The organism is Streptomyces sp. NRRL F-5135, from assembly GCF_000719775.1.
Taxonomy (GTDB): domain Bacteria; phylum Actinomycetota; class Actinomycetes; order Streptomycetales; family Streptomycetaceae; genus Streptomyces; species Streptomyces hebeiensis.
The window spans coordinates 328,490-353,109 of record NZ_JOHR01000007.1 but is presented as its reverse complement, the minus strand read 5'-3'; the positions used below and the strand labels follow the sequence as shown (position 1 = coordinate 353,109).

General features: G+C 72.8%; 17 protein-coding genes and 1 pseudogene. 14 read left to right on the top strand and 4 right to left on the bottom strand.

Annotated elements, in window-relative coordinates:
- Positions 1-172: 172 nt before the first annotated feature.
- From mmuM to IG02_RS36315, 3 genes are all read left to right on the top strand, one after another.
- Complete coding sequence (gene mmuM / locus IG02_RS0114065; protein WP_037802886.1) at positions 173-1,141, top strand: homocysteine S-methyltransferase; 969 nt, start codon at positions 173-175, stop codon at positions 1,139-1,141.
- A gap of 958 nt (positions 1,142-2,099) precedes the next feature.
- Entirely contained in the window at positions 2,100-4,043 is a 1,944-nt protein-coding gene (locus tag IG02_RS36320; protein WP_158712289.1) for a zinc ribbon domain-containing protein, read from the top strand.
- A 114-nt stretch (positions 4,044-4,157) separates the two neighbouring features.
- Positions 4,158-7,388 carry a bifunctional [glutamine synthetase] adenylyltransferase/[glutamine synthetase]-adenylyl-L-tyrosine phosphorylase gene (locus IG02_RS36315; protein WP_037802885.1) on the top strand — a complete coding sequence of 1,077 codons (3,231 nt, stop codon included), beginning with the start codon at positions 4,158-4,160 and terminating at the stop codon, positions 7,386-7,388.
- Here IG02_RS36315 and IG02_RS36310 read toward each other — a convergent pair.
- Positions 7,376-8,386 carry a phosphatase PAP2 family protein gene (locus tag IG02_RS36310; protein WP_234314731.1) on the bottom strand — a complete coding sequence of 337 codons (1,011 nt, stop codon included), beginning with the start codon at positions 8,384-8,386 and terminating at the stop codon, positions 7,376-7,378. The two genes, IG02_RS36315 and IG02_RS36310, sit on opposite strands and share 13 nt — an antisense overlap.
- An 11-nt stretch (positions 8,387-8,397) precedes the next feature.
- Here IG02_RS36310 and IG02_RS43450 point away from each other — a divergent pair, with 11 nt between their 5' ends.
- Both IG02_RS43450 and IG02_RS0114040 read left to right on the top strand, forming a co-directional pair.
- Positions 8,398-8,652, top strand: a complete 255-nt coding sequence (locus IG02_RS43450; RefSeq protein ID WP_078854456.1) for a DUF397 domain-containing protein — start codon at positions 8,398-8,400, stop codon at positions 8,650-8,652.
- A gap of 93 nt (positions 8,653-8,745) precedes the next feature.
- Positions 8,746-9,651, top strand: a complete 906-nt coding sequence (locus IG02_RS0114040) for an NADP-dependent oxidoreductase (protein ID WP_030746338.1) — start codon at positions 8,746-8,748, stop codon at positions 9,649-9,651.
- Between the two features lie 103 nt (positions 9,652-9,754).
- Here IG02_RS0114040 and IG02_RS0114035 read toward each other — a convergent pair whose 3' ends face one another.
- Positions 9,755-10,789: a LacI family DNA-binding transcriptional regulator gene (locus IG02_RS0114035; protein WP_030746336.1), complete on the bottom strand. Its 1,035-nt coding sequence runs from the start codon at positions 10,787-10,789 to the stop codon at positions 9,755-9,757.
- Between the two features lie 335 nt (positions 10,790-11,124).
- Here IG02_RS0114035 and IG02_RS0114030 point away from each other — a divergent pair, with 335 nt between their 5' ends.
- From IG02_RS0114030 to IG02_RS0114010, 5 genes and pseudogenes are all read left to right on the top strand, one after another.
- Entirely contained in the window at positions 11,125-12,399 is a 1,275-nt protein-coding gene (locus IG02_RS0114030) for an extracellular solute-binding protein (RefSeq protein ID WP_030746333.1), read from the top strand.
- Positions 12,400-12,448: 49 nt separating this feature from the next.
- Positions 12,449-13,585 (top strand): carbohydrate ABC transporter permease, encoded by a 1,137-nt coding sequence (locus IG02_RS0114025; protein ID WP_063756779.1) that lies wholly within the window; start codon positions 12,449-12,451, stop codon positions 13,583-13,585.
- Positions 13,501-14,529, top strand: a complete 1,029-nt coding sequence (locus tag IG02_RS0114020) for a sugar ABC transporter permease (protein ID WP_420707746.1) — start codon at positions 13,501-13,503, stop codon at positions 14,527-14,529. Before IG02_RS0114025 ends, IG02_RS0114020 begins: the two co-directional genes overlap by 85 nt.
- A 220-nt stretch (positions 14,530-14,749) precedes the next feature.
- Entirely contained in the window at positions 14,750-16,456 is a 1,707-nt protein-coding gene (locus tag IG02_RS0114015; RefSeq protein ID WP_030746325.1) for a glycoside hydrolase family 13 protein, read from the top strand.
- 119 nt (positions 16,457-16,575) lie between these two features.
- Positions 16,576-17,964: pseudogene (locus IG02_RS0114010) on the top strand (alpha-amylase); the annotation flags it as partial.
- Between the two features lie 105 nt (positions 17,965-18,069).
- Here the strand turns inward: IG02_RS0114010 and IG02_RS0114005 are convergent.
- The gene (locus IG02_RS0114005) at positions 18,070-18,876 is read right to left on the bottom strand and encodes a TetR/AcrR family transcriptional regulator (protein ID WP_078854455.1); all 807 of its coding nucleotides are present in this window, start codon (positions 18,874-18,876) and stop codon (positions 18,070-18,072) included.
- Positions 18,877-19,007: 131 nt separating this feature from the next.
- On the opposite strand from IG02_RS0114005, the gene IG02_RS0114000 reads away from it, so the two are divergent.
- The 3 genes from IG02_RS0114000 to IG02_RS0113990 all read left to right on the top strand — a co-directional run bounded on the left by IG02_RS0114000 (position 19,008) and on the right by IG02_RS0113990 (position 23,431).
- A complete protein-coding gene (locus IG02_RS0114000) occupies positions 19,008-19,964 on the top strand; it encodes an NAD(P)-dependent alcohol dehydrogenase (protein ID WP_030746319.1) in 957 nt (318 codons plus the stop codon).
- A 156-nt stretch (positions 19,965-20,120) separates the two neighbouring features.
- Positions 20,121-22,601 (top strand): ATP-binding protein, encoded by a 2,481-nt coding sequence (locus tag IG02_RS0113995; RefSeq protein ID WP_420707745.1) that lies wholly within the window; start codon positions 20,121-20,123, stop codon positions 22,599-22,601.
- Between the two features lie 137 nt (positions 22,602-22,738).
- Positions 22,739-23,431, top strand: a complete 693-nt coding sequence (locus IG02_RS0113990) for a DUF4230 domain-containing protein (protein WP_030746313.1) — start codon at positions 22,739-22,741, stop codon at positions 23,429-23,431.
- A gap of 37 nt (positions 23,432-23,468) precedes the next feature.
- Here the strand turns inward: IG02_RS0113990 and IG02_RS0113985 are convergent, their stop codons facing one another.
- Positions 23,469-24,242: a TetR/AcrR family transcriptional regulator gene (locus tag IG02_RS0113985; RefSeq protein ID WP_051764975.1), complete on the bottom strand. Its 774-nt coding sequence runs from the start codon at positions 24,240-24,242 to the stop codon at positions 23,469-23,471.
- A gap of 52 nt (positions 24,243-24,294) precedes the next feature.
- On the opposite strand from IG02_RS0113985, the gene IG02_RS0113980 reads away from it, so the two are divergent.
- A complete protein-coding gene (locus tag IG02_RS0113980) occupies positions 24,295-24,615 on the top strand; it encodes a hypothetical protein (protein ID WP_030746306.1) in 321 nt (106 codons plus the stop codon).
- The last annotated feature ends 5 nt before the right edge of the window (positions 24,616-24,620 follow it).

The following is a 24,620-nucleotide window of genomic DNA, read 5'->3' as shown; positions in this document are numbered from 1 at the left end:
GGAACGGCCGGGGGAGGCGGGGCAGGGGACGGGTGGGACACGGACGGGCGGGGCCCGTCGGCGCCGGAGCCGGAGCCGGGGACAGGCGCCGGGGCCGGGGCAGGGAGCAGGGGCAGGGGCAGGGGGCAGGGAAAAGGGTCGGCGGCTCACCCGGTCGGTTAGCGTCGGTGTCATGACCCCCGGCACCACCCCTCCGCCCGGCCCGTCCGCCGGGCCCGTCCTCGCCGAGGCGCTGGCCGCGGGGACCGTCGTCCTCGACGGCGGGCTCTCCAACCAGCTCGCGTCCGCCGGGCACGACCTGAGCGGCGACCTGTGGTCGGCGCGGCTGCTCGCCGAACAGCCGGAGGCGATCGTCGAGGCGCACCTCGCCTACTACGAGGCGGGCGCCTCCGTGGCGATCACCGCCGGCTACCAGGCCACCTTCGAGGGTTTCGCACGGCACGGCATCGGCCGGGGCCGGGCGGCCGAACTGCTCGCCCTGAGCGTCGAGTCGGCGCGGGAAGCCGCCCGGCGCGCGGCGGCCGAGTCGCTGCCCGGGCCCCGGTGGGTCGCGGCCTCCGTCGGCCCGTACGGGGCGATGCTCGCCGACGGCTCGGAGTACCGCGGCCGGTACGGGCTGAGCGTGGCGGAACTGGCCGCGTTCCACCGCCCCCGGCTGGAGGTGCTGGCCGCCGCGGGGCCCGACGTACTGGCCCTGGAGACCGTGCCGGACACGGACGAGGCGCGCGCCCTGCTGCGCGCGGTCCGCGGCCTCGGGGTGCCGGCCTGGCTGTCGTACAGCGTGGCCGGTGACCGTACGCGGGCGGGACAGCCGCTGGCGGAGGCGTTCGCCCTGGCCGCCGAGGCCGAGGAGGTGATCGCGGTGGGCGTGAACTGCTGTGCGCCCGAGGACGTGGACCACGCGGTGGGAATCGCGGCCCGTGTCACCGGCAAACCGGTCGTGGTCTATCCGAACAGCGGCGAGACCTGGGACGCGGAAGCGCGCGCGTGGCGTGGCGCCCCGTCGTTCGCCCCGGAGCTGGTCGGCCGCTGGGAGCGGTCCGGCGCCCGGCTGATCGGCGGCTGCTGCCGGGTGGGCCCGGCGACGATCAGGAGCCTCGCCCGCCGTCTCGGCCCCCGGCGGACCGATCCGGCGGGCTGACCGGGCCGCGGCGACCGGATCGACGAGACAGGCGCGAGCCGACCGGTGGGACAGGAGCGAGCCGACCGGTGAGACTGACCGGCGAGGCCGACCGACCTGGGGCGACCGACCAGGACGACCGGGCCGAGGCGTCCCGGCAAGCCGGCCACCCGGACCGGCCACCCGAGCCGATTACCGGGACCGGCCACCCGGACCGGCCACCCGGACCGGCCAAACAAACCGACGGGCCCGGTCGCGACCACGGCAGCACCCCCGTCGCCGCCGTCGCCCCGGACCGGACCCGGGCATTCCATCATCGGCCGCGCCGACGCTCGGCGCCAGCTTGCCTGTGTGACAAAAACGAGCCGATTCTTGTGCCTTCTCGTCAATGACAAGCGCGAAACCGGACGACCCGGGCGCTCCGCCACCCCGCTCGGCTGCCCGCTCCGCCACCCCGCTCGGCCACTCGCCCGATCGCCACTTCCCCGTAACCGGGCTCACGGCCGTCGCGTTCGTCGCGTCCCGTGAGGGGACCGGTGGCAGGACCGGCCGCCCCGCTCGCGACTCCTCACTCCCGTCCGCCCCGGTCTTCCCGCCACGGTCCGTCCAGGCGGCCGGTCCCGTTCCCCGGCAGCCCTTAGGGTCTTCGGCTGTTGGGTGCTTCGCTTAGGGATCCTGGTTGATGCTCCGTAGCAGAGTTGGTGTGGGCTTGTAGGTAGTCCGGTGGTCTGTCATGCGGTTGTGTGGGGTTCACGCCGGTTTGGGCCCCTCGGGGGTGGTGCGATCGTAGTGCGGGTGGGGGATGGCTGTGGCTAGGTTGATGGCGACGGCGACGTGTACCGCTTTTGGTGCTGTCCTCGAAGAGGGTGGGTTCCGGGTCGGCAGCGGGTGTTGTGTGAACGGGTGGGTTTCCTGGCCGTCTTGTGCCGGGAGGTCACCGCCCGGCTGGTTGCGGCCCGGTGGGACGAGACGTCACTGGATGTACTGGCTGCCGGAGTCGATGAGCGGGGCAGGGCGCCTGCCGTCGAAGGGCTGGATGGCGCTGCGTCGCCTGGGCTGGACCACTCCCGCCCCGGCTTCTGCTTCTGCTGAAGGTGTCGGGGTGGGCGGGGCGGTGGTGGTGTATGTGTCGGATCGGGTGCGGCGGGCGGGTGAGGAGCAGGCCGCCCGCACGTTGCGGCTGGCCCTGCATCGCCGGTCTGTGGTCATGGCGCTGCTGGCGACGTGGCCCGCTGATCCCTCCCGGCGTACCGGGGAGGAGTGGACGGCGCTGCGGGAGGTGCTGCCCCCGGGGGCGAGCGCGGCTGAGATCCGTAACCGGACCCGGCAGATCCGCGGCTGGGCCCGCGCGCATGCCGGGCGCTTGCCCGCGGGCCTGTGCGAGCTGGAAGAACCTCCGACGGTGGCCGCCGCTTCGGTGCTGCTGGCGGCGATGGACCGGCAGCAGACCACTCTTCAGCGCGTGGACCCTGCGCGAGCCCGGTTGCGGGTGAAGCTCCCGATGTGTGCCGCGCCCGTCTCCCGCCGCGACTGGGCCTGGCACGTTATCGACCTGCGTCTGCCGCCCGCCGTGGAGCCGGACGCGCTCCTGCACGCGCCGGCCCTGCGCATCACCCCGGCCGGGCGTATCGCGGTGGATCTGCCGCATTCAAGGCCGGTTGCCACCGCCCCGGCCACCGGGCACACCGTGGCAGTCGGTTTCGACTGGGGTGTGAACACCCTGCTCACCGGCGTGGTGGGCCGCCTGACCGGACAGGGCGCCACCGCGCGGGTGGTCACCGACGGCCGTCCTCTGATCTTCGACGCCACCGCGATCAGCGCGAAACTCCACCGGCTGCGCGGCCACCGCGAACACCTGGCCGCCAAGCGCGACCACTACCGCGCTCTCGCCGACTCCCCCCGAGCCCCGCACTCGTCCCGGACCGTACTGCTGGACAAGGCAGCGACGCCTCAGTCCGAGCACGAGCGGGTATGCGCCCGCATCCGGAAGGTGAACAACACGCTGGCCTGGTCAGCGGCCCGCTGGGCCGTCGACCAGGCCGCCGCGCTCGGCGCGTCCGTCATCTACCTGGAAGACCTGGCCACCCTGGAAACCCGTGGCAGACGCCGGGGCAACGCCCGGCTGTCGGGACAGGTCCGCGGCACCCTGACCCGGGCCATCGGGCACCTGGCCGCCAAGGCACACATCACGGTGGTCACCGTCCCCGCACGCGGCACCTCTGCCCGCTGCCCACGCTGCCTGAGAACGCTCGGCCATCACCCCGCCCCCGACCGGCTGGACGAACGCGGCTGGAAATGGGCCCACTGCACCAGCTGTGGGCTGTCGATGGACCGCGACCACGCCGCCGCCCGCCGCATCGTCTCCCGAGGCCTGCTCGCCCAGGCCCACACCATCACCGACCGCGCCACCGGCACCCGCACCATCCGCACCACTGCCGAAGGCACCGTCACCTGCGTGCGCCGCCCGAAGAAGACCACCCGCCGCCTGCGCCGCGCCCGTCGCACGCCAGCACCGTCCGCGCGGCCGCGCGGGCCGAAGACCACCCCGGGCAAAACCCGGCCCACACCCGCCCGGCCCTCCCCGGCCAGGCGGCCACAGACCACCCGCCGTATGCCCGACGTGCGTACGGTCCCCGCCACCACCCCCACCGGGGCGGTCCAGCGTCCGGCGGGGCATGACACCCAGACCCCCACCCCCTTCCCGGGACAGGGGCCAGGTCATGGAGCACCCGCCTCCCACCAGCCGGAAGCACCCCTTCCAGCCGGCGGAAGACGACGCTCACGCGAAACCTGTCGGCAACGCACCCGCGCCGCCGAACGGACCGGCTTCCACCACGTGCACGCCACCGAAGTCCACCCCCTCAACCCGAGGTTCGGACCCCACGGCACCAACACACGGCCACGCCGCGCCCGAAAAACCTGAAACCCTCAGGCACACACAGAGTTTCCGAGACGCTCGAACAATAGGCTTGGGGGAAGCGGCCAGCCGGCTCGGCCGGGACGAGGGACGCTGGTGGACGGACGAGGAGACGCCGAGATGACGGTGCCGGGTCGCAGAAGCAGTACGTTCATCCGCCTGGTGCGGCACGGCTTCACGGACCCCTCCGCCGCCGAGCGGCTGCTGAACGCCCCCGAGATGGCGCCCGTACGGTCCGATCCGCTGCTCCTCGACGCGCTGGGCGCCACCGCCGACCCCGATCTCGCGCTGCGCGGGCTCGTCCGGCTGGTGGAGGCGCAGAAACCCGACGAACGCGCCATCCTGCTGGACACCCTGGTCACCGCGAAACCCCTGCGGGACCGGCTGCTCGGTGTGCTCGGGGCTTCCGAGGCGCTCGGCGACCACCTGGCCCGCCACCCCAAGGACTGGCACGCCCTGGTCACCTACGAGCTCGCGGACCTGAACCCCGGAGTGGAGGAGTTCGAGCGCGCCCTGGCCGGTGCCACCGACGCGGTGTCGCTGCGGATCGCCTACCGGCGGTGTCTGCTCGCCATCGCGGCCCGGGACGTCTGCGGCACCTCCGACGTGGCGGAGACGTCCGGTGAACTGGCCGACCTCGCGACCGCCACCCTGCGCGCCGCCCTCGCCATCGCCAAGGCCGCCGCGCCCGAGGACGCCGCCGCGTGCCGGCTCGCGGTCATCGCGATGGGCAAGTGCGGGGGACACGAGCTGAACTACGTCTCCGACGTGGACGTGATCTTCGTGGGGGAGCCGGCCGACGCGCCGGGCGAGGCCGCCGCCCCGGGCGCGTCCTCCCCGGCCGGCGCGACCTCCCCGGCCGACGCGGCCGCTTCCCCCGGCGCGGCCGGCGACGGCGGCTCGGACGAGACCAGGGCCATCCGGGCGGCGACCCGGCTGGCGTCCCATCTGATGCGGATCTGCTCCGAGCCGACGGTCGAGGGCTCCATCTGGCCCGTCGACGCCAACCTGCGGCCCGAAGGGCGCAACGGGCCGCTCGTACGGACGCTCAGCAGCCATCTCGCCTACTACCAGCGCTGGGCGAAGACCTGGGAGTTCCAGGCGCTGCTCAAGGCCCGCGCGGTGGCCGGGGACCCGGCGCTCGGCGCCGCGTACATCGAGGCCGTCTCGCCGCTGGTGTGGCAGGCGGCCGAGCGCGAGCACTTCGTCCCCGACGTGCAGAAGATGCGCCGCCGGGTCGTCGACAACATTCCCGTGGGGCAGGCCGAACGCGAGCTGAAGCTCGGCCCCGGCGGACTGCGGGACGTCGAGTTCGCCGTGCAGCTCCTGCAGTTGGTGCACGGCCGCAGCGATGCCACGCTGCACAGCGGCTCCACCCTCGAAGCGCTCGCCGCGCTCGCGGCGGGCGGCTACGTGGGCCGTGCGGACGCCCGGCAGCTGGGCGGGGCGTACCGATTCCTGCGCGACATGGAACACCGCCTCCAGCTCTACCGGCTGCGCCGCACCCACCTGCTTCCCGAGGCCGAGGCGGACCTGCGCCGCCTCGGCCGCTCGCTCGGGCTGCGCGGCGATCCGGTCGCCGAGCTCGACAAGGAGTGGCGGCGGCACACCTCGGTCGTCCAGCGGCTGCACGAGAAGCTCTTCTACCGGCCGCTGCTGGACGCCGTCGCACAGCTCGCGCCCGGTGAGATCAGGCTCAGCCCGCGGGCGGCCCGGCAGCGGCTGGAGGCGCTGGGGTACGCCGACCCCGCCGCGGCCCTGCGCCACCTGGAGGCGCTGTCGTCAGGGGTGACGCGCAAGGCGGCGATCCAGCGGACGCTGCTGCCGGTGCTGCTGGGCTGGTTCGCGGACTCCGCCGACCCGGACGCGGGGCTGCTCGGCTTCCGCCGGGTGTCCGACGCGCTCGGCAAGACGCCCTGGTACCTGCGGCTGCTGCGGGACGAGGGGGCCGCGGCGGAGAACCTGGCGCGGGTGCTCTCGGCCGGGCGGCTCGCCCCCGACCTGCTGTTGCGCGCGCCGGAGGCGGTCGCGATCCTCGGGGACCCGGGCGGGCTGGCCGCGCGCGGCCGGGACCACCTGGAGCAGGAGATCCTGGCCGCGGTCGGCCGCGCGGAGACGGCCACGGCGGCGGTCACGGTGGCGCGCGGGGTGCGGCGGCGGGAGCTGTTCCGGACGGCGGCGGCGGACCTGATCGGCTCGTACGGCACGGGCTCGGGCCCCGCCGGCTCGGGCCCCGCCGGACCGGGTCCCTCGGCCCCCGTCGGCTCCCGGGCGTCCGCCGCCCCGGCGTCCGCCGCCCCGGCGTCCGCAGCCCCGGCGTCCGCCGCCCCCTCCGGTACGGAGACCCGTGATCCCGGCGCCCTGGTCGACGCCGTCGGCAAGGCGCTCACCGACCTGAACGCGGCGACGCTCGCGGGCGCGCTGCGGGCGGTCGTACGCGACCGGTGGGGCGACACCCTGCCGACCAGGTTCGCGGTCATCGGCATGGGCCGGTTCGGCGGGCAGGAGCTGAACTACGGCTCCGACGCCGATGTCCTCTTCGTCCACGAGCCGCGCGACGGCGTCGACGAGCAGGAGGCGGCACGGGCGGCGAACGCCGTGGTCACCGAGATGCGGCGGCTCCTCGAAGTGCCCACCTCCGACCCGCCGCTGCTGATCGACGCCGACCTCCGCCCGGAGGGCAAGAGCGGCCCGATGGTCCGTACGCTCGCCTCCTACGCGGCGTACTACCGGCGGTGGTCCCGGGTCTGGGAGGCCCAGGCGCTGCTGCGCGCCGTCCCGATGGCGGGCGACGAGGACCTCGGCCGCCGGTTCATCGAGCTGATCGACCCGCTGAGGTACCCGGCGGAGGGGCTGGGCGAGGACGCCGTACGGGAGATCCGCCGGCTCAAGGCGCGCATGGAGTCCGAACGGCTGCCGCGCGGCGCGGACCCCACGCTCCACACGAAGCTCGGCCGGGGCGGCCTCTCGGACGTCGAGTGGACGGTCCAGCTGCTCCAGATGCGGCACGGCTGGGCGGAGCCGGGGCTGCGCACCCCCCGGACCCGCGAGGCGCTCGCGGCGGCGCGGGCCGCGGGTCTGATCTCGACGGAGGACGCGCAGATCCTGGACGAGGCGTGGGTGCTGGCGACCCGGGTCCGCAACGGGGTGATGCTCGTACGGGGCAGGCCCGGCGACACCTTCCCCTCCGACGGCCGCGAACTGGGCGCGATGGCCCGCTACCTGGGCTGCGCCACGACGCAGAACGGCCGCCAGGCGGGCGGCGGGTACAGCGGCGGCATGCTGGACGACTACCGCAGGACGACACGCCGGGCGCGCGCCGTGATGGAAGAACTGTTCTACGGGGCCTGAGCGCGGCGACGCGCTCGGGCCGCGCCGACGACGGATGCCTCGGACGTCTCCGATGTCTCGGGTACCTCTGGCACCCCGGGCGCCTCCGCGCGGCGTGGCAGCCGGTACGGCAGCGAGCCGTACCACGCGTACGAGACGGCGAAGCCGAACGCCACGCAGACCACGCCGCCCACCGCGTCCAGCCAGAAGTGGTTGGCGGTGGCGACGATCACCACCAGGGTGACGGCCGGGTAGAGGAGCGCGAGTATCCGCGCCCAGGGCGCGGCGGCGAGGCTGTAGATGATCACTCCGCACCACAGCGACCAGCCGATGTGCATCGAGGGCATGGCCGCGTACTGGTTGGACATGTTCTTCAGGTTGCCCGAGGCCATCGAGCCCCAGGTCTGGTGCAGTACGACCGTGTCGATGAACCGCTCCCCGGTCATCAGCCGGGGCGGCGCCAGAGGGTACAGGTAGTAACCGAGCAGCGCGACCGCTGTCGTGGCGAAGAGCCCCAGCCGGGCGGCCGCGTACCGCCCGGGATGGCTACGGAAGAGCCAGACCAGGACGCCGATGGTCACGACGAAGTGCAGGGTGGCGTAGTAGTAGTTCATGCCGACGATCAGCCAAGTCACCGAGTTCACGGCATGGTTGACGGCCTGCTCGACGGCGATGCCCAGCTCGTGCTCCACCCGCCAGATCCAGTCGGCGTTGCGCAGTGCCTGTGCCCGCTGTTCGGGTACGGCGTTGCGGATCAGGGAGTACGTCCAGTAACTCACCGCGATCAGCAGGATTTCGAACCAGAGGCGGGGGTGCCGGGGGGCCCGCAGCCGGTGCGGAAGCCCCGGGCGGGCGAGCGGGCCGGCAAGGCCGGACGGGTCGCTGCCGGCGGGCGGGCCCGAGGGCGTCTCCGTCGGCCTCGCCCGCGGCAGGCCCGTCTCCTGGGCCGCCTCTTCAGGAAGGGGGGATGTCGACGGGGTGGCCGTGCGGTTCGATTGATTCACGGTCGATTCACCCATAGCGCGAGAGTCTGCCAGATTTCCGCTATCCGACCGATCATCCCTCCGGCGGGTTCTTCCCGCACGCCGTACGCCTCACGGACGAGGCCGCGGCGTCGAGATCCTCAAGACAGCGATCAGGCGGGGGTGACCGCGTGGAGGTGGCCGACGGATTCCAGGCGGCCGTCGTCCCCGTCCGTGACGGCAAGGTCCCGCACGGTCCGGGATGCGCGCCGGTCCTCCTCCGTCCGGGCGGCTCGCCCGACTTGCATCTGCCGCCAACGTGAGGTCCTAGCGTGGTGGGTGTCGGCGCTCGCCGAACATTCACCCCACTGATCTCACGAACGGCCGGTTCAGGCCGCGTGGAAAGGCAGAACGTCATGCGCGCAGCCCGATATCACGAGTACGGCGGTGTGGAGACCCTCGTGGTCGAGCAGGTGCCGGACCCACATCCCGGGCCCGGCGAGATCCGCGTCCGCGTCGCGGCGGCCGGCGTCAATCCCGTCGACTGGAAGGTGCGTTCCGGTGCGGTGCGCGAGGTGCTCCCCGTGGACCTGCCCGCGATCCCCGGGCGTGATGCCGTCGGCGTGGTCGACGAGACCGGCGAGGGTGTGCGGGACGTGAGTGTCGGCGACCGTGTCTTCGGGCTGGGCGGTGTCACCGGCGCGACAGCGGAGCTGGCCGTGCTCTCGGCCTGGGCCCACGCGCCCACCACATGGACCGACGAGGAGGCCGCCGGCGCCGGCCTGGCGTCCGTGACCGCGCTGGGCGGGCTGAAGGCGCTCGGTTCCCTGCGGGGGCGCACCCTGCTCATCGAGGGCGCCGCCGGAGGCGTGGGCAGTGCCGCGGTCGAGATCGCGGTGGCTCGGGGCGCCACCGTGATCGGGACGGCCGGCGAACGCAACCACGAGTTCCTCACCTCTCTCGGAGCCGTTCCCACCACCTACGGCACCGGCCTCGCGGAGCGCCTCGCCGCCCTGGCTCCGGACGGTGTCGACCTGGCGCTCGACACCGCGGCCTCCGGGTCCCTGGCCGATCTCGTCGCGATCGTGGGCGACCCGGCTCGCGTGTCGACGATCGCCGACCACACCAACGCGCAGCGCCTGGGCGTGCGTCTCGCCAACGCGGAGAACGACCCCACGCTCCTCGCCGAAGCGGGCGAACTCGGCCGGCAAGGCCGCTACACACCGCGCATCGAGCGGACCTACCCGCTCGAACGGATCGCGGAAGCGCACGCGTACGCCGAGCGCGGACACACGCGGGGAAAGATCGTGGTCCGCATCTGAGCTCGTCCCACCCTTCGAAGCCCTCGCGGCTTCGAAGGGTGGGAGCCCGCGCCTCCGGATCACCGGTCCCCGAGCGATCCATCCACCTCGGAGATCAGTTTCGTCAGGAGTTCCAAGGGGCCGGGCGCGGTCCGGATGCGGTTGAACCCCGTACGACCAGCTCGGGCATGAAGACGAACTCGCTGTGCGGGGCCGGGGTCCCCCCGATCTCCTCCAGGAGCGTACGGACCGCCGCCTGGCCCATCGAGGGCACCGGCTTGCGGATCGTCGTCAGCGGCGGGTCCGTGAACGCTATGAGGGGCGAGTCGTCGAACCCGACCACCGACAGGTCCCCGGGCACCTCGAGGCCGAGCTGCCGGGCGGCCCGGATCGCGCCGAGCGCCATCATGTCGCTGGCGCACACCACCGCCGTACAGCCGCGCTCGATCAGCGCGGAGGCCGCCGCCTGCCCGCCCTCCAGGGTGAACAGCGACTGCTGGATCAGCTCCTCCGTCTCGCCTGCGGTCAGGTCCAGCAGCTCGCGTACCGTGGCCCGGAAGCCCTCGATCTTGCGCAGTACCGGCACGAAGCGCTTGGGGCCCACCGCCAGGCCGATCCGCTGGTGGCCGAGGGCGACCAGATGGGTCACCGCCAGCCGCACCGCCGCCCGGTCGTCGGGCGAGATGAAGGGCGCCCGGACCTTCGGCGAGAAGCCGTCCACGAGCACGAACGGCACGCCCTGGGCGCGCAGCTTCTCGTACCGGCTCATGTCGGCGGAGGTGTCGGCGTGCAGGCCGGAGACGAAGATGATGCCGGCGACGTCCCGCTCGACGAGCATCTCGGTCAGCTCGTCCTCGGTGGATCCGCCGGGGGTCTGGGTGGCCAGGACGGGGGTGTAGCCCTGCCGGGTCAGCGCCTGGCCGATCACCTGCGCCAGGGCCGGGAAGATGGGGTTCTCCAGCTCGGGGGTGATCAGCCCGACCAGCCCCGCGCTGCGGCGCCGGAGCCGTACGGGACGTTCGTAGCCGAGGACGTCGAGCGCGGCGAGGACGGATTCGCGGGTGGCCGCCGCCACCCCCGGCTTGCCGTTCAGCACGCGGCTGACCGTCGCTTCGCTGACCCCCGCCTGAGTTGCGATATCGGCAAGCCGTGCGGTCATGGAAGGGGACTGTACCGGTCGTCTGTCGGATTGCCCACTGCGCCCGGGGCCACTCGCACGTCCCGAGGTCTGCAAGAACTTGCGAAATCTTCCTGCGGGTTCGGTGCGGGAAGTTTGCACCGCGTTCGCGCCGCCTCCGCGCCCGTTGCCGCCGTACAAGGGCGCGTCCCCCGCACGTCAAGGGTGCGTTCGGCGGTGAGCGGGACACGCGCCGGTAACGATCCGGTCCTCTTGTGGAAATCTGTCGCAAGGTCTTTCGGTCTTCTTGCATCGCTGTTACTTTCACGTCCGACCCGGCGCCGCGATGGAGCGGTACGGCAGTTGAAGGAGTTCCGATGCGACGTGGCATAACGGCCACCGCCCTGGCCGCGACCCTGGCCCTCGCGGCGACCGCCTGCGGCGGTGACGGCGATTCAGGAGGCGGCGGGAGCGCGGGCGGCGAGCTCTCGGGGACGGTCACCTGGTGGGACACCTCGACCGTCGGCAGTGAGGACAAGGTCTTCAAGAAGCTGGCCGAGGGCTTCACGAAGCAGCACCCGAAGGTCAAGGTCAACTATGTGAACGTGCCGTTCGGGGAGGCGCAGAACAAGTTCAAGAACGCCGCGCAGTCCGGCTCCGGCGCCCCCGACGTCATCCGCTCCGAGGTGGCCTGGACCCCCGAGTTCGCCGACCTCGGCTACCTCGCGCCGCTCGACGGCACCCCGGCGCTCAAGGACGACGCGGACTTCCTGCCGCAGGCCGCCGCGTCCACGAAGTACGACGACAAGACCTACGCCGTGCCGCAGGTCATCGACTCGATGGGCATCTTCTACAACAAGAAGATCTTCAAGGACGCCGGGGTCGAAGTCCCCACGAACATCGGCGAGTTGAAGAGCGTCTCGAAGCAGATCAAGGACAGGACCGGGAAGACCGGCCTCTACCTGCGCGGGGACGACGCCTACTGGTTCCTCTCGTTCCTCTACGGGGAGGGCGGCGACCTGGTCGACGCCGGGGCCAAGAAGGTCACCGTGGACGACGCGGCCGGCGTCAAGGCCATGACCGTCGTCAAGGACCTGGTCGACTCCGGTGCGGCGACCACCGATGCCACCGACGGCTGGGAGAACATGCAGGCGGCGTTCCGGGACGGCAAGGTCGCCATGATCATCAACGGTCCGTGGGCCGTCGCCGACACCTACACCGGCGCCCAGTTCAAGGACAAGGCCAACCTGGGCATCGCGCCCGTACCCGCCGGCTCGGCCGCCCAAGGCGCGCCGCAGGGCGGTCACAACCTGGCCGTGTACGCGGGATCCAAGAACCTGAACGCCTCGTACGCGTTCGCCGAGTACATGACCTCCGCCGAGAGCCAGGCCACCGTCGCGAAGGAACTGAGCCTGCTGCCGACCCGGAACTCCGTCTACGCGCGGCCGGAAGTCGCGGACAACGAGATCGTGGGCTTCTTCAAGCCCGTGGTCGACAAGGCCGTCGAGCGGCCCTGGATCCCGGAGACCGGCAGCCTGTTCGCGCCGCTGGTCACCGAGTACACCAAGGTCCTCACCGGCCAGACGACACCCCGGAAGGGCGTCGAGGCGACCGGCGACTCGTACCGCGACCTGCTCAAGGACTGGAAGTAGCGGGCCGGCGCGGAGAACAGGTGAGCGGAAGAGGGAGGCAGGCCGTCTGATGACTGTCCACACCAGCCGGTCGCCGGGGCCGGACGCGGCCGGTGACGGCGCCGGGCGCCGGGGCACCGGACGAGGCACGGACCCGGGCACCGGGAGAGGCGCCGCGCGCGGTAAGGGCCGGGGGAGCGGGCCCGGGGCCGACCGGGGGAGCGGGCGTGGCGCGGGGCGCTCCGCCGGGCAGGGCGCCGGCCGTGGCTCCGGCGCCCCGGCCGGGCGGCTCCGGCGGGCCGTCACCACCCACTGGTACGCCTGGGCCATGGTCGCCCCGGTGGTGGCCGTGATCGGGGTGATCATCGGATACCCCCTGGTGCGCGGCGTGTACCTGTCGCTCACCGACGCCGACGAGCGCAACGTCGAGCGCAGCATCGGCGTCAACCACCTCCCGGCCACCTACGAGTTCGTCGGGCTCGACAACTACGCCGACGCCCTGACGGGCAGTCAGTTCCTGTCGACGCTCGGCTGGACGCTGGTGTGGACGGTCTCCTGCGTCGGGGTGACCTTCGCGCTCGGGCTCGGGCTGGCGAACATGCTCAACCGCCGCATCGCCGGCCGTTCCGTCTACCGGATGCTGCTCATCCTGCCGTGGGCGGTGCCGGGCTTCGTGTCCGTCTTCGCCTGGCGCTTCCTCTACAACGAGGACCGCGGCTTCCTCAACCGGCTGCTGGCGGGCGGCGGCATCGACGCGGTTCCCTGGCTCAACGATCCGACCTGGGCCAAGTTCTCGGTCATCGCCGTGAACGTCTGGCTCGGGGTGCCCTTCATGATGGTCGCGCTGCTCGGCGGGCTCCAGTCCATCCCCGGCGAGCTGTACGAGGCGGCCGAGATGGACGGCGCGGGCGCCTGGCAGCGGTTCCGGCACATCACGATGCCGGGGCTGCGGGCGGTCAGCACGACCGTGGTGCTGCTCTCCACGATCTGGACGTTCAACATGTTCCCGGTGATCTTCCTGCTCACCCGGGGCGGGCCCGGCGAGGCGACCCAGATCCTGGTGACCCAGGCGTACAAGTTCTCCTTCGAGATCAGCCCGCGCGACTTCGCGCAGTCCTCCACCTGGGGCGTGCTGATCCTCGTCCTCCTGATGCTCTTCGCCGCCGTCTACCGGCGCGTCCTCGTCAAGCAGGGAGACACCTGGTGACCGCCGCGGCCGCACCCGACATGCCCACCGCATCGGGCCCGTCCGGCTCGTCCGGTCCGGCAGGCTCGCGCGCCGGTACCGGTGCCGGTGCCGTACCGGGCGGCTCTGCCGCACCACGGCACAGGCGCCGGTCGCGGCTCGCGTCCGTCGCCCTGCACACCACCCTGACCGTGGCCTCGGTGATCGCCGTGTTCCCGGTGCTGTGGGTCCTGCTCACCTCGCTCAAACCGGCGCGGTACGCCACGACCACGGACTTCTTCCGCGAGACGACCCTGGCGAACTACACCGGCCTGCTGCGGGACACCCCGTTCCTGACCTGGTTCGGCAACTCGCTGCTCATCGCGGCGCTGACCACGCTGCTCGGCGTGTTCGTGGCCGCCACCACCGGGTACGCCGTCAGCCGCTTCCGCTTCCCCGGCAAACGCGGGCTGATGTGGACGCTGCTGGTCACCCAGATGTTCCCGGTCGCCGTGCTGATCGTGCCGATCTACAACATCATGGCCGGGCTCGGGCTGCTCAACCGGGCGGCGGGACTCGTCATCACGTACCTGACGATCGCCGTGCCGTTCTGCGCGTGGATGATGAAGGGCTTCTTCGACACCGTCCCGCGGGAGATCGACGAGTCCGGACAGGTCGACGGGCTCACCCCGTTCGGTACGTTCTTCCGGCTGGTCCTGCCGCTGGCCCGGCCGGGGATCGCGGTGACCGCGTTCTACTCCTTCATCACCGCCTGGGGCGAAGTGGCCTACGCCTCCGCCTTCATGGTCGGTGACGAGAACCTGACGCTGGCGGGCGGGCTCCAGAAGTTCGTCAACCAGTACGGGGCACAGTGGGGCCCGATGACCGCGGCGTCCGTGCTCATCGCCATCCCCGCCGCGATCGTGTTCCTCTTCGCCCAGCGCCATCTGGTCACGGGCGTCTCCGCCGGCGCGGTCAAGGGCTGAGGCTCCGTTGCCCGCACCACCGCCGACCGTGCCGCCGGATCCATCCGAACTGCCGGACCCGTCGGACCCGTACGTGCCGTCGGATCCGTACGTGCCGTCGGACCCGTCCGTACGGCCAGTGGCATCGGACGACCCGTCCGTACCACGGGAGCCGTCCGGGGCCGGGCCCGGCCCGGCGTCGCCACCTCCTCCCCTCACCACCCACTCCACCAGGGACGACATGACCCAGCACCTCGCTGACCCGCCCACCAACAGGTCCGACGACACGCTCGGCCACGCCTCCGACGACACCCGCGGCCACGACCGTTCCGGCTGGTGGCAGGACGCGGTGATCTACCAGGTCTACCCGCGCAGCTTCGCCGACGGCAACGGCGACGGGATGGGCGACCTGGACGGCGTACGCCACCGGCTGCCGCACCTGCGGGACCTGGGCGTCGACGCCGTCTGGCTCAGCCCCTTCTACGCCTCGCCGCAGGCCGACGCGGGCTACGACGTCGCCGACTACCGGGCCGTCGACCCGATGTTCGGCACCCTCCTGGACGCCGACGCGCTGCTCCGCGACGCCCACGACCTGGGGCTGCGCGTCATCGTGGACCTCGTACCGAACCACTCCTCCGCCGAACACGAGTGGTTCAGGCGCGCCCTGCGGGAGGGGCCCGGATCGCCGCTGCGCGAGCGCTACCACTTCCGGCCCGGGAAGGGCGCACACGGCGAACTCCCGCCCAACGACTGGGAGTCCGTCTTCGGCGGGCCCGCCTGGACCAGGACCACGAACCCCGACGGCACCCCGGGCGACTGGTACCTGCACCTCTTCGCGCCCGAACAGCCGGACTTCAACTGGGATCACCCGGCCGTCGCCGACGAGTTCCGCTCCATCCTCCGCTTCTGGCTCGACATGGGGGTGGACGGCTTCCGGGTCGACGTGGCGCACGGACTGGTCAAGGCGGCGGGGCTGCCGGACATCGGGGACGCCGGCCGGGTACGGCTGCTGGGCACCGGCGACGGGGGCACACCGTTCTTCGACCAGGACGGGGTGCACGAGATCTACCGGCAGTGGCGCACGATCCTCGACGAGTACCCGGGGGACCGGATCGCGGTCGCCGAGGCGTGGACGCCGACGGTGGAGCGCACGGCGCACTACGTACGGCCCGACGAACTGCACCAGGCGTTCAACTTCCAGTACCTGAGCACCCCGTGGCGCGCCGACGCGCTGCGCGAGGTCGTCGACCGCTCGCTCGACGCGATGCGGCCGGTCGGCGCGCCGGCCACCTGGGTGCTGTCCAACCACGACGTGACCCGGCACACCACCCGCTTCGCGGGCCGGCCCGGCGGCACCCAGACCCGCGAGCCGGGCGACCGCGCGCTCGGCCTGCGCCGGGCGCGCGCGGCGACGCTGCTCATGCTGGCGCTGCCCGGCTCGGCGTACCTGTACCAGGGGGAGGAGCTGGGACTGCCGGACGTCACGGACCTGCCGGACGAGGTCAGGCAGGACCCGTCGTACTTCCGCGCGGACGGCCAGGACGGCTTCCGCGACGGCTGCCGGGTGCCCATCCCGTGGACGCGGCGGGGGAGTTCGTACGGCTTCGGTACGGGCGGGAGCTGGCTGCCGCAGCCGGCGGCCTGGGGCGAGCTGAGCGTCGAGGCGCAGACGGGCGACCCGGACTCCACGCTGGAGCTGTACCGCGCGGCGCTGCGGATCCGGCGCGACCACCCGGGCCTGGGCGCGGGCTCCTCGGTGGACTGGCGGGACGCCCCCGACGGCGTACTGGTCCTGGCCCGGCCGGGTTTCGTCTGCGCCGTCAACACGACCGCGGAGCCGGTCCGGATCCCCGCCGGGGGCACCCTGCTGCTGTCGAGCGCCCCGGTGACGACGGACGGCACGGAGACGGTGCTGCCCGGCGACACGACGGCGTGGTGGTCCGTATGACGTGAACGTGACGCGACGTTACGTGACATGACGTGGTACGGCGACCCGCACCACGCGTACCCGCACGCCCGTACCCGCACCACCTGTACCCGCACACCCCCACCAGTGCAGGAGGAACCATGGCCCCCAGAACCCTGGCCGCCGCACTAGCCCTCGCCGCCGGCGCGGCCGCGGCGCTCGTGGTCCCCGCCGGGACCGCGACCGCCGCCGTGCAGTCGCCGCCCGGAGGCAAGGACGTCACCGCGGTACTGTTCGAGTGGAAGTTCGACTCCGTGGCCAAGGCGTGCACGGACACGCTCGGTCCCGCCGGTTACGGGTACGTCCAGGTCTCCCCGCCCCAGGAGCACATCCAGGGCGCCCAGTGGTGGACCTCGTACCAGCCTGTCAGCTACAAGATCGCCGGTCGTCTCGGCGACCGCGCGACCTTCTCCCGCATGGTCGACACCTGTCATTCCGCGGGCGTCAAGGTCGTCGCCGACGCCGTCATCAACCACATGGCGGCCGGGGACGGCACCGGGACGGGCGGCTCCTCGTACACCAAGTACACCTACCCCGGCATCTACTCCGGTGCCGACATGGACGACTGCCGCGCCACGATCAGCAACTACAACGACCGCGCCAACGTCCAGAACTGCGAACTGGTCGGCCTCGCCGACCTGGACACCGGTGAGGACTACGTACGCGGCCGGATCGCCACGTATCTGAACGACCTGCTCTCCCTCGGCGTGGACGGCTTCCGGATCGACGCCGCCAAGCACATGCCCGCGGCCGACCTCGCCGCGATCAAGTCGCGGCTGAGCAACCCCGGGGCCTACTGGAAGCAGGAGGCCATCCACGGCGCGGGCGAGGCGGTCTCGCCGAGTGAGTACCTCGGCACCGGCGACGTCCAGGAGTTCCGCTACGCCCGCGACCTCAAGCGCGTCTTCAACAACGAGAACCTCGCGTACCTCAAGAACTACGGCGAAGGCTGGGGCTACATGGAGTCCGGCCGTTCCGCCGTCTTCGTCGACAACCACGACACCGAGCGCGGCGGCGACACCCTCAGCTACAAGGACGGCGCGACCTACACCCTCGCCAACGTCTTCATGCTGGCCTGGCCGTACGGCTCGCCCGACGTGCACTCCGGCTACGAGTTCAGCGACCGGGACGCGGGACCGCCGAACGGCGGCGCGGTGAACGCCTGCTACAGCGACGGCTGGAAGTGCCAGCACGCCTGGCGCGAGATCTCGTCCATGGTCGGCTTCCGCAACGCCACCCGGGGCCAGGCCGTCACCAACTGGTGGGACGACGGAGGGGACCGGATCGCCTTCGGCCGCGGTTCCACGGGCTACGTCGCCATCAACCACGAGGGCTCCCCGCTGAGCCGGACCTTCCAGACCTCGCTGCCCGGCGGTGCCTACTGCGACGTGCAGAGCGGCAGGGCGGTGACGGTCGACGGCTCCGGACGGTTCACGACGACGATCGGCGCGCACACCGCCGTCGCCCTGCACACCGGAGCCCGTACCTGCTAGTGCCGCGAGAGGTACGTGGTCTCGTACTCGAAGGAATCGTGCGCGTATCCCGCCGCCGGAGCGGCCGGCCGCCCGGGCAGGGCGCGGCGGGGCGGGTACGGCCTACCGGCGGGGCGGGGGCTGGGGGAGCTGGTCCAGTCCCAGCGGGGCGGGCGGTGGCAGGGGCTCGGTGTTCCCGGCCCTGAACGACTGGAGGAAGAAGCCGACCAGGCGCCGGGACGCGGCCTGTGCGGCCTGCCCGGCCCCCCCGCCGACGCCGCAGTTGGCCAGGAAAAGAAGGGTCATGTCGCTCAGGTCGAAGTCGGCCCGCAACTGCCCGGCGTCCTGGGCGCGCCGGATCAGCAGGGCGAGGCCGTCCTCCGCGCGGGCGCGGGCGCGGTCGTGGTCGAGGGCGTCGGGGAACCGGGAGAGGAACGCCTCGGTGAAGCCCCGGTCGGCGGCCTGCATGGAGCACACCTTCTCGACCACGGTGCGGAACCCGCGCCAGGGATCGGGATCCTCCAGGGCTTCGTCGAGGACCGCGACGCAGGTGTCGAGCTGTTCGGCGAAGGTCTCGGTGACGAGCGAGGCGCGGGTGGGGAAGTGCCGGTAGAGCGTGGCGGCGCCGACGCCCGCGCGGCGGGCGACGGCGGTGAGGGGGACGTCGATGCCCTGGGTCGTGAAGGCCTGGCGGGCGGCTTCCAGGATGCGGTCGCGATTGTGCCGGGCATCGGCGCGCAGCCCGGCATCGGCGCGCAGCCCGGCATCGGCGCGCAGCCCGGCATCGGCGCGCAGCCCGGCATCGGCGCGCAGCCCGGCGGCGGCGCGTGGTCCGGTGGCGGCGCGTGGTCCCGAGGCCGTGGCGACCGGGCGGGGACCGTCGGCGGAATCGGCCGGCCGGTCCGCCTTTTGAGAGCGCTGAGCAGGCATGTCTCTCACTTTAGCGTAAACGGAAGGGGTCGCCCGTTTGTGCCGTTAGCGTGGTCGGGAGAGCGGTGAAGGCCCCTTCCGCGAAGACCTTTTCCGTACGCCGCTCCCCGGACGGAGAACAGGATCAGACCATGAACGAGATGCGCGTGGCCCTCTATGACCGGTACGGCCCCCCGGAGGTGCTGTACGAGGGCAGGGCACCCGTGCCGGAGGCGGGCCCCGGCGAGGTGCTGGTCCGCGTCCACGCGGTCGGCGTGAACGGCGGCGAACTGGCCGGCCGGGCCGGGAAGATGCGGCTGGTGACGGGACGCCGCTTCCCGCAGCGCGTCGGGGTCGACTTCGTCGGCGAGATCGCCGGGACCGGCTCCTCGGTGACCGGGCTACGGGAGGGTGAGCGGGTGTGGGGGACGCTGGGGACGTCGCTCGGCAGCGCGGCGGAGTACGTGGCCGTCCGCCCCCGGATGGTGGGCCCCGCCCCGGACAACCTCACCGCGGTGGAGGCCGTGTCCCTGCTGGCGGGCGGTATGACGTCGATCAACGCCCTGCGCCACAAGGCCCGCATCGAGCCCGGAGAACGCCTTCTGGTGCGCGGCGGCAGCGGCGGAGTCGGCAGCGTCGCGGTCCAGTTCGGCAAGCTCTACGGTGCGCACGTCACCGCACTCGCCGGCGCGAAGAACCACGACTTCGTGCGCGGGCTGGGCGCGGACGAGGTCCTGGACCACCGGACGGTCCGCCCCTCCGAACTGGGCGAGTTCGACGTCATCATGGACACCGTCGGCACTCAGCACCGGGTTTTCCGCCGGCTGCTGGCCCCCGGCGGGCGCATGGTGGCCATCGCCTTCGACACGGACCGCATGCTCGCGAGCCTGTCCTACCTCCTCGCCTCGGCCGTGCACGGCTCCCGGCGCGTGCGCTTCTTCGCGGGCCTGCCGCCGCACGGACTGTTCGCCGAACTGGCCCGTCACGTGCGGAACGGTGACATCCGCCCCGTGGTCGACACCGTTCACCCCCTCGCGGACGTCGCCGTCGCCCATGGGGCGCTGGAGGCCGGCGGGGTCCGTGGGAAACATGTCATCCAGGTGGTGTGAGGTGCGGTCGGCGGCGGCCGTAGGCGGCTGACAGCGCGTGTCATACGCGGCCGCATGGTCGCAAACGACCGTTCGAGAGTCACTCTCGGTCGTTTCTGACTGTTTCCAATCACAGGTGTCAGGGCTGGGGCGCGAGTGGTCCAGACTGTCCCCGTGGTGGGGAACATTCCCGAAGAGACGACAAGTTTTGTCGGACGCAGGACTGAACTGATCCTGCTGGAGCGCGCGTTGGCCGAGCACCGGCTGGTCACCCTGACGGGCAGCGGCGGGGTGGGCAAGAGCCGGCTCGCGCTGCGCGCCGCCGAACGCGCCGCCCGCCGCGCGGCCGGCCGGCCGGCGGGACCGCCCGGCGGCCTGCCGGACCTGCTGCCCCGCGCGGGCCGACCGGACACCGGCACGGGCGCGGCCCACCGGGGAGCCGGCTCGGGGGCGGGCGACGGCTACCCGGGAGCCGGTTCGAGCAGAAGTACGGGTTCGGGCGCGGGCCGCCGGGGCGCCGGTCCGGGCACGGGCACTGGCGCGGGTGCGTGGGCGGGCCGTCGCGAGCGGTTGCACCACCCCGACGGCGCCTGGTGGGCCGACCTCTCCCCGCTCTACGATGAACGGCTGCTGCTGAGCACCGTCTCCGACGCCGTCGGACTGTACGACCACTCCCTGCGCATGCCCATCGAGGCCCTGTGCGAATGGCTCGCGCCCCGGCGGCTCCTGCTCGTCCTCGATTCCTGCGAGCGGCTGGCGCCCGCCTGCGCGCACCTGGTCGGCGAACTGCTCACCGCCGCGCCCGGCCTGACCGTCCTCGCCACCAGCCGGCAGCCGCTGGGCACCAAGGGCGAACACGCCGTCGAAGTGCAGCCGCTGCCCCTGGACAACGACGACGCGGTGCTCCAGCTCTTCCGTGACCGCGCGGCCCGGTCCGCGCCCCGGATCTCACTGGAGGACCCCCGTCACGCGGCCGCCGCCGTGCGGATCTGCCATCAGCTCGAAGGCATTCCGCTCGCCGTCGAACTCGCCTGCGCCCGGCTCGCCGACAACTCCGTGGAGGAGATCGCGGACCGGCTCGTCTCCCGTCTCGACGGTCTCACGGCCACACTCCGGCCCGGCGCTCACACCGGTGTCCCCACCGGCACCCGCACCACCTCCCACACCACTTCCCCCGCTGGTACACACACCACTTCCCCCACCGATACACGCGACGGCACACCCGCCGGCCCCCGGACGGACACGCGCACCGGCAGCCGCACCGGCACCCGCACCGACACCCCCCGCCTCGACCTGCTCACCGACGAGACCCGCTGGCCCCAGCGCCACCGCGCCCTGCGCACCGCCGTCGGCTGGAGCCACGAACTGTGCGCGCCGCTGGAACGGCTGCTGTGGGCGCGGCTCTCCGTCTTCCGCGGCGAGGTCGACGAGGCCGACGCGCGGGCCGTCTGCGCCGGCGGACCGCTCTCCGCCGACGCCGTCGGCCCGGCGCTGAACGGGCTCGTCGGCCAGTCCGTCCTGCGCCGGGAGGGAACCCGCTACCGGATGCTCGACACCCTGCGCGAGTACGGCGGCATGTGGCTGGACGAACTCGGCGAGGCACGGCCCCTCGCCGACCGGCACGCGGCCCGCTTCGCCGATCTCGTACGCCGGGCCCACGACGGCTGGGCGGGGCCCGAACAGGTCGCCTGGTACGCGCGGATCGCCGACTCCCACGCCGACCTGTGCGCGGCCCTGGACCACCTCCTCGTCGCGGACCCGCCGACAGCCCTGGAGATGGCCGGGCGCGTCGGCTTCTTCTGGAGCTGCTCCGGCCATCTGCACGAGGCCCGCGGATACCTGGAGCGCGCGCTCGACGGCGACCCCACCGCGGGACCGCAGCGGACCCGCGCCATCTGGGCGCTCGGCGTCACCGTCCTGCTCCAGGGGGACGCCCGTGGCGCGCACCGGCTGGGCGAGCGGTGCGGTGTCGCCGCGTGGCACGACCAGCACCCGGAGTCGATGCTGTCCGCCGCCTACCTCCTCAGCCTCAGCTGCCTGATGATGGGCCGCGCCCAGGCCGCCCACACCGTCGCCGACCGGGCCCTGCGCGCCCACCCGGGCGATGCCTTCGACTCGCCGTCCCAGCTGCGCTGCCGACTGGCCCGGGTGTTCGCGCTCACCGCGCTCGACCGGCTCGACGAGGCCGGCGAGGAGGCCGCCGAGCTGCGCCGGGTGTGCCTGGACCACGGCGAGCGGTGGACCCGCGCCTACGCCGACTACCAGCTCGCGCTGGTGCACCTGCTCCAGGACCGGCCGTACGAGGCGGAGGCGCACGCCCGCTCCATGATCGCCGGCAAGGAGCTGGTCCGGGACAGCTTCGGGATCGCGCTCGGCCTCGACCTGCTGGCGGCGGCGATCGCCGCGCAGGGGGACGGTGAGCGGGCGGCGTACGCGTACGGCACCGGCCAGGCGTTCTGGCGCATGGTCGGCCACCCGCGGCGCGGCACGCCCGAACTGGCGGCTGTCCGCTCGGAGTGCGAACGGCAGGCGCGCGCGGCGGCCGGGGACTCGGCGTACGAGGAGGCCTTCCGCCGGGGGCTGGCGGGGGACGGCACGCGCGGGCTGGCCCGGGTGCTGGAAGGGCATCTGCCACCGGGCGAGCTGAGGACACCGTAGGACGCCGGGATCGTATGGCACGTCGGTCCGCTCACGTCGGCGGACACCCGTCCAGGGAGGGGAAGTTGCGAGCAGGTCGCCCGGAACCGTTGCCCTTGTGACCGTGTGAACCGTCAGGGGCGGGACATCTGTTCCCTATGACGTCCACCGAAGTGAACGACGCACGGCAGGCGGAGCCCCGGAAAGGGGCACGGAGGGCGCGCCTGCCCTGGTGGGGCAAGCTGCCCCTGGCCCTGGTCGTCGTGTTCGCGCTGCTCTTCCTGGGCAGCCGGCTCGACGCGCTGCCCGGGCTCGGCGATTTCCTCGGCGAGGAGACCCACGACCGTACGGGCCCGGCCCTGCTCGAATCCATTCAGGACCTGGACCGCTACGAGGCCGCCTCGGGCAACTTCCAGGTGGTGGTCGACCTGGAGAAGGACGCCAAGTGGCTCCCCGACGCGATCCGCGGCTCCCGGACGCTCTACGTCGGAGCGGGGAGCGTGAGCGCCTACGTCGACTTCGCGGGGATCGGCCCGGACAGCGTGACGACCGACGAGGCGCGGACGTCCGCGGCGATCCGCCTGCCGCACGCCCGGCTGGGCAGGGCGGCGCTCGATCCGGAGCGTTCGTACGCGGTGTCCAAGGAGCGGGGGCTGCTGGACCGGCTCGGTGACCTCTTCTCGGACAACCCGGCGGACGAACGGGCGGTGAACAGGCTGGCCGCGCGGCATATCGCGGAGGCGGCCGAGGAGAGCGAACTGACCTCGCGCGCGGAGAAGAACACCACGAGCATGCTCCAGGGCCTGCTGCGCTCGCTCGGCTTCACGCGGGTGAGTGTCGTGTACGGCTAGCGGGCGCCGGTGTCGCGCGGACGCGCCCGGCGTCCGCCTATACCTGTACCGGCATCGGCCGGGCGGGCGGCGCGTCGTTCCGGTCCGCGTTCGTCGGCGCGGGGGTGGCCGCCGGCGGGGCCAGCAGGGTGCCCAGCCGGCCGACGAGGTCCCCGAACGGGCCGTCGGCCGGCTCGTCCGCAAGGACCCGCCGCAGGACCACGGCCGTCTCCTCGTCGTACGCGGCGCTCACGGCCGTCAGCGCGCCGAAGTCGTGCACCAGCCGCACCTGAAGTTCCGCGCGCGGCACCCGCCGTCCGTCCAGCCAGAGCAGCGCCGTCGACTCGGCCAGCGACACCCAGGAGCGGACGACCAGTTCGAGCCGCGCGGACGGCCGGGCCACCCCGAGATGGCCGAGGAGCTGCTCGTACGCGGCCTGCCGCACCCCGTCGATCAGCGCGTGGGCGGTGGACGACGAGGCCCCGGCCGCAGGGCCGCCCCGCATCAGCGCGAAGAATCCCGGGCCGTGCTCCTCCACGAAGTCGAAGTACCGCGCCATGACCCGGAGCAGCCGCGCGCCCAGCGGCCCCTCCCGGGGCTCCACGAAGCGCGTGGCGAGATCGTCGGCGGCCCGCCGCAGAGCCGCCTCGTACAGGCTCCGCTTGCCGGGGAAGTAGTGGTAGACGAGCGGCCGGGAGATCCCGGCGGCGGCCGCGATCTCGTCGATCGAGACATCGTCGGGGGACCGGTGGCTGAACAGCTCCAGCGCCACACCGATCAGCTGTTGTTTCCGCTCTTCGACACCCATCCTGCGGCGAACCCCGGTGGTCATATGACCAGCCTAACCGCCTGCTTGTGGAAGATGTCCGTTACGCTCCCGGTTCATGAGCGCAGCTGAGGGGGAAGAGACGGGACGCGTCGAGGAAGAACCGGACGAGCCGGGTCCCGGCCCCGGACTGACGCCCCGTCAAGCGCGCCTGATCCGGGTCGCGATGGCCTCCGCGCTGCTGGTCACCCTGGCCGCGCTGCTGGCCTACCGGCTGGCGGAACGGACCTCGGTCCTGGTGGTCGGCGTGTACGGGCTGGCGATGATCCTGTGCGGTGTGGTGATCGAACTGAGCCGGAACGGCCGCACCAGGCTGGGCACCTGGCTCCTGGGCGCCGGCCTGCTCGCGACCTTGGGGGCGGACTGGCTGCTGCCCTGAATCGC

What these genes read in the sequence shown, in the direction of transcription:
- mmuM (WP_037802886.1), top strand. Translation starts at nt 173, where the DNA reads ATGACCCCCGGCACCACCCCTCCGCCCGGCCCGTCCGCCGGGCCCGTC.
- IG02_RS0114015 (WP_030746325.1), top strand. Translation starts at nt 14,750, where the DNA reads ATGACCCAGCACCTCGCTGACCCGCCCACCAACAGGTCCGACGACACG.
- IG02_RS0114040 (WP_030746338.1), top strand. Translation starts at nt 8,746, where the DNA reads ATGCGCGCAGCCCGATATCACGAGTACGGCGGTGTGGAGACCCTCGTG.
- IG02_RS0114025 (WP_063756779.1), top strand. Translation starts at nt 12,449, where the DNA reads ATGACTGTCCACACCAGCCGGTCGCCGGGGCCGGACGCGGCCGGTGAC.
- IG02_RS0114005 (WP_078854455.1), bottom strand. Translation starts at nt 18,876, where the DNA reads ATGCCTGCTCAGCGCTCTCAAAAGGCGGACCGGCCGGCCGATTCCGCC.
- IG02_RS36310 (WP_234314731.1), bottom strand. Translation starts at nt 8,386, where the DNA reads ATGGGTGAATCGACCGTGAATCAATCGAACCGCACGGCCACCCCGTCG.
- IG02_RS36320 (WP_158712289.1), top strand. Translation starts at nt 2,100, where the DNA reads ATGTACTGGCTGCCGGAGTCGATGAGCGGGGCAGGGCGCCTGCCGTCG.
- IG02_RS36315 (WP_037802885.1), top strand. Translation starts at nt 4,158, where the DNA reads ATGACGGTGCCGGGTCGCAGAAGCAGTACGTTCATCCGCCTGGTGCGG.
- IG02_RS0114030 (WP_030746333.1), top strand. Translation starts at nt 11,125, where the DNA reads ATGCGACGTGGCATAACGGCCACCGCCCTGGCCGCGACCCTGGCCCTC.
- IG02_RS0113990 (WP_030746313.1), top strand. Translation starts at nt 22,739, where the DNA reads ATGACGTCCACCGAAGTGAACGACGCACGGCAGGCGGAGCCCCGGAAA.
- IG02_RS0113980 (WP_030746306.1), top strand. Translation starts at nt 24,295, where the DNA reads ATGAGCGCAGCTGAGGGGGAAGAGACGGGACGCGTCGAGGAAGAACCG.
- IG02_RS0114000 (WP_030746319.1), top strand. Translation starts at nt 19,008, where the DNA reads ATGAACGAGATGCGCGTGGCCCTCTATGACCGGTACGGCCCCCCGGAG.
- IG02_RS0114035 (WP_030746336.1), bottom strand. Translation starts at nt 10,789, where the DNA reads ATGACCGCACGGCTTGCCGATATCGCAACTCAGGCGGGGGTCAGCGAA.
- IG02_RS0113985 (WP_051764975.1), bottom strand. Translation starts at nt 24,242, where the DNA reads ATGACCACCGGGGTTCGCCGCAGGATGGGTGTCGAAGAGCGGAAACAA.